Origin of the sequence: Okeania sp. SIO3B5, assembly GCF_010692555.1 — a bacterium.
Classification (GTDB): Bacteria; Cyanobacteriota; Cyanobacteriia; order Cyanobacteriales; family Microcoleaceae; genus Okeania.
Map to the genome: position 1 here is coordinate 1 of NZ_JAAHHG010000029.1, position 4,919 is coordinate 4,919.

Annotated in this window: 3 protein-coding genes; 2 read left to right on the forward strand and 1 reads right to left on the reverse strand. The window is 34.4% G+C overall.

Annotation, left to right across the window (positions count from 1 at the left end; all coding sequences use genetic code 11):
- Nucleotides 1–229: 229 nt before the first annotated feature.
- Nucleotides 230–1,507 (reverse strand): phosphoribosylamine--glycine ligase, encoded by a 1,278-nt coding sequence (purD, locus tag F6K54_RS06610; RefSeq protein ID WP_293075822.1) that lies wholly within the window; start codon nucleotides 1,505–1,507, stop codon nucleotides 230–232.
- A gap of 308 nt (nucleotides 1,508–1,815) precedes the next feature.
- On the opposite strand from purD, the gene F6K54_RS06615 reads away from it, so the two are divergent.
- On the forward strand, nucleotides 1,816–2,283 hold the full coding sequence (locus tag F6K54_RS06615; RefSeq protein ID WP_293075824.1) for a KGK domain-containing protein: 468 nt from the start codon (nucleotides 1,816–1,818) through the stop codon (nucleotides 2,281–2,283).
- 1,356 nt (nucleotides 2,284–3,639) lie between these two features.
- Nucleotides 3,640–4,919, forward strand: a 1,280-nt coding sequence (locus F6K54_RS06620; protein ID WP_293075826.1) for a bifunctional serine/threonine-protein kinase/formylglycine-generating enzyme family protein, incomplete at its 3' end; no start/stop codon positions are given.

The following is a 4,919-nucleotide window of genomic DNA, read 5'->3' on the forward strand; positions in this document are numbered from 1 at the left end:
CGGCTTTGACAGTTAAAATAGTTAGAAATTGTCCCCAGCCAGCATCATTAATTGATTTACTCAAACGAGTCTTTGCTAGCCCTTTAATGTTTAAATTTGCCTCCGGCACGCCGCTCCGCGTCTACATGGGCGATAACTTCAGATGAGTGATAACAATTCATTAGCTTTTAAGGGAAAAAAAGCGGTCAAGGGATAAGGTAATTATCAATTATCCATTATCAATTATCCATTAATAAACAGACCTAAAAACCCGATCGCCAATATCCCGACGATAATACATTTGGTCAAACTCTATAGAATCTACAGCATTGTAAACTTTGGCCCTAGCTTCAGAAAAATCAGACCCTATTGCTGTTACTCCCAATACACGGCCACCAGTAGTGACTAACTGTTGTTCCTGTAATTTAGTTCCGGCATGAAATACAGTTACTCCAGTAGCTTCAGCTTTTTCTATTCCAGAAATTACTTTACCTTTCTCATAAGCTTCTGGATAACCCCCGGAGGCTAAAACTACACACACTGCTACTCCTGGTTTCCAATTTATCGGGGGCAACTCAGCTAAACGCTGTTCACAACAGGCCAACAATAACTCTTCCAATGGAGTTTCTAGGAGAGAGAGAATAGGTTGAGTTTCTGGATCGCCGAACCGACAATTAAATTCTAAGACTTTTGGCTCTCCTTGAGGACTAATCATTAATCCAGCATAAACAATGCCTCGGTAGTCTATACCACGTTTTTGTAAATTAGTCAAAGTTGGTTCTAGAATTTCTTGTTGAATTCTGGTCATTAGTTCCGGCGTAATGATGGGAGTGGGAGCATAAGCGCCCATACCTCCAGTATTGAGCCCGGTATCTCCTTCACCCACTTGTTTATGGTCTTGAGCTGGTAATAGGGGACGAATACTTAATCCATCGGTGAGGGCCAAAACTGATACTTCTTGACCTGTGAGAAACTCTTCGATTACCACAGAATGGGTATCTGGCTCGAATTCTCCTTGGAAGATGGTATCTATGGCATGATGAGCCATTTCAATTGTAGTGGCTACGGTAACTCCTTTTCCAGCAGCTAGACCATCTGCTTTGACAACTATGGGAGCTTCTTTGATGTAGGCTTTGGCAGTTTCGGCGCTGGTAAAAGTGGCTGATTTGGCTGTGGGAATATTTGCTTCAGCCATGAAATCTTTAGCCCATGATTTACTAGCTTCGAGGATGGCTCCTGCTTTGGTGGGGCCAAATATTTTGAGGTTTGGTTGTTGTAGATAGTCAGTAATGCCCAGGGCTAAGGGTATTTCTGGGCCAACTACTACTAGGGAAATATTTTGGTCAGCAATAAGTTGTTTGAGGGCTGAGAAGTCTTCAACTGGGATGGGTATATTTTGGCATTTTTGCAAAGTGGCAGTACCGCCGTTACCTGGGGTACAAAATATTTGTTGAACTTGGGGAGAGTGGGATAATTTCCAGGCGATCGCGTGTTCTCTACCGCCGTTACCTACTATTAATATTTTCATAAGGAAGGAAGAAGTAAGAGGGAAGAAGGAAGAAGGAAGAAGGAAAAAGTAAGAACTAAGAAGGAAGAGGTAAAAAGATTTTAGTTATCTAAGAGAGAATACTTTATACTAAATCCGATTTAGAAAAGTTGATTATAGACATCTATTTTGTACCTCACCTTATAATCAGTCTATAATAACCAGATTTGTTATTAGTTATCAAGAAGACAAAGTTAAATTTTAAATAAAGTATCAAAGTCTCACTAAAAATAAGGATAGGTAGTTAAGCTGAGATAATAACAGTTGCTAGTTTAGATGAGTTGGTTAATATGAGTGATAATTTTCAATTACTTAAAAGTGATGATGATGTTTTGTTGTTTGAGAAAGATACATTTAAACACACATTTCTAGTTGGGAGATTTAAAGAATTATATTTAGAGCAAATAAGAGCTAAAATTTATTCAAATACAAACAATCGCCATCGCGAGTTCGTGATTTTTTCCAAATTAAATGGAAGGTTTCTGATCGATCAGAAAGTACATATAGGATTAAATAGTAGCAAATGGGAATCAGTGACTGAAGAAATAGAATGCCAACTATTAAAACTTGGTGATAGTGGTTGGCAAAAAGGTAGACTTAGAGTCAAAAATTATGTTGATTTTTTACCGGAAAACAATAGAGGATTCAATTATAGTTATGAACATGGACAACCAAAATCAGAAATTAAAATAGAACTTGAATTTTGCCCAGATTTAACTATTGAACCTGAATCACCATTAGATGATATTCGCTGCTAGTGAAAGCTATAAAAAACTTTTGTAAAAATTCTCTTGTCTGAGAAACAAAACATTACCGAACCAATCACAAAAAAGTCATAAATTATTTGATTTATTGATTTATTTTTGGAAAACAATCAGTAAAAATTGGTGATAGTTCTTAGTGGAAAGGCAAACTGAAAGTCAAAAGTTATGTTGATTTTTTTTACCAGAAGAATATAGAGAATATCAATATAATTATCGGTCATTTCAGTATGGGAAAGCTAATCTTGAAATAGAGCTATAATTTGGCTCACATTTAACTCTTGAACCGGAAGTGATTAGATGATATTTGCTGCTAGTGAAACTTATAAAAAACTTTTGTCAAATTATCTTCTCTGAAAAACAAAACATTATCGAACCAAGCTAAAAAAATTCATAAATTATTTTCTTGATTGACCAATATTTGGAAAAAAATCAAATTATAAAAGCTTTGACTGATGTGGAAACAATATTTGAAATTTACGACGAAAATTTTCTACCACATATTAGCTATGTAGGCTGCTGAACTGAAGTATGAAAATACTGATGATTGAACTAGATTTAGCAGTCGAAGCAAAGGGTGCGGACATATCAAAAGCTTAAAAATCAGACAACGCAAAGTTTTTTCTTCTTCCTTCTTCTTTCTTCCTTCTTTCTTCTGCTATAAAAATTAGTAGCTACTTGGGAAAATGTTAGATTTTGTTGATATTCTACTGATTTTTTCAGTAAAGTAATGAATCACCATTAGATAATATTCGCTGCTAGTGAAACTGATAAAAAACTTTTGTGAAAATTCTATTCTCTGAAAAACAAAACATTGTCGAACCAAGCTAAAAAAATCATATATTGTTTTCTTGATTGACCGATACTTGAGAAAAAATCAAGTTATTAAAGCTTTGACTTATGTTGAAGTAATATTTGAAATTTACGACGAAAAATTTCTCTTACATATTAGCTATGTAGCTTGTTGAACTAAAGTATGAAAGTACCGAGCGTTGAACTAGATAAAAATTAGTAGCTACTTGGGAAAATGTTAGATATTTTATATTCTACTAATTTTTTCACTGAAGTAATGACAGAAAAATTTGCTTGAAATAGATAAACAATTTTATAGCTAAAATTTATCAATCTGAAAGTATTACTTTAGGAAAGAAATACTCAGAGCTATGCCAGAAGCTAAATATTTACAATCGCGACAGTTATAATTAAAAATTAAGAAGATCAAATAAGATTATAAACTATGACCCAAAAATAAGGTCTTAGACTTCCCCTTTTAAAGGGATGAAAATAATAAACTTCAGTATTTCAAACCTCCCTATGGCACGAGCTACTGATAATTGATAACTGATAACTGAAATGACTCAATGCCTTAACCCAGATTGTTTAAAATTAAATCCACCAGAAGCAAAATTCTGTCATAGTTGCAATGAAAAATTAGTTTTAGTCGAACGTTATCGCGCTCTAAAAATTATTGGAAGAGGTGGTTTTGGTCGAACTTTTCAAGCCGTCGATGAATTTAAACCCTCAAAACCTTTTTGTGTAATTAAACAATTTTTACCTCAATCACAAAAAACAGAAAATTTATCAAAAGCTGCTCTATTATTTGCTCAAGAAGCCGAACGTTTAGATACTTTAGGTAGACATCCACAAATTCCCGAACTTTTGGCATACTTTACTCAAGATAACCGACAATATTTAGTACAAGAATTTATCGATGGGCAAAATTTACAACAGGAATTAAAAGAGTCAGGAGCTTTTGATGAAAGACAAATTTTGGAGTTGTTAAAAAGTTTGTTGCCCCTATTGGAATTTATTCATTCTCAACAGGTAATTCATCGAGATATAAAACCAGAGAATATTATTAGGAGAAAGAATGATAATCAATATCCAGTGCGAGCTTCTAGCTCGCCAGAGAATAATATTATATTAGTAGATTTTGGCATAGCGAAATTTGTTACAAAGAAGGCTTTAGCTGTGACAGGAACTATTATTGGCTCTGAAGGATATGCTCCTCCTGAACAAGCAATAGGAAAAGCAACCTTTTCTAGCGATATTTATAGTTTGGGCGTAACTTGTATTCATTTATTAACTGAAGTCGAACCTTTTAAGTTATTTGACGTGGGTGAAGGTGAGTGGATATGGCGAAATTATTTAAAGTCGAAGGTGAGTGATGCAGTAGGAAATTTGTTGGATAAAATGATTGTCGGGGCGACTAAGAAAAGATTTCAAAATCCAGGAGAGATATTGTCCCTTATTAATCAGACTTATCCAACGGAAAAAACATTTACCCCTCCACCACAAAAATCTCAAAAATTAACAGCACCACCCATTATTAATGAAACTTCTCCACCACAAACATTTCTCAAATCGATACCAGAATCAGAACAAGGAGAAATATTTACTTTTGAAGTAGTAACTGTTAATAACTCTGGCAAAATCATCAATCGTACTCCTGGTAATGCCAGACAAAAAATAGAATATTTAGGTAATGGTATTAAATTAGAAATGATTTATATTCCTGGAGGAAGCTTTATGATGGGTTCCCCAGAAAACGAAGTTCAAAGACTTAATAATGAAAGTCCTCAACATCAAGTAACTCTCCAACCTTTTTATATGAGTAAATACCCTATTACTCA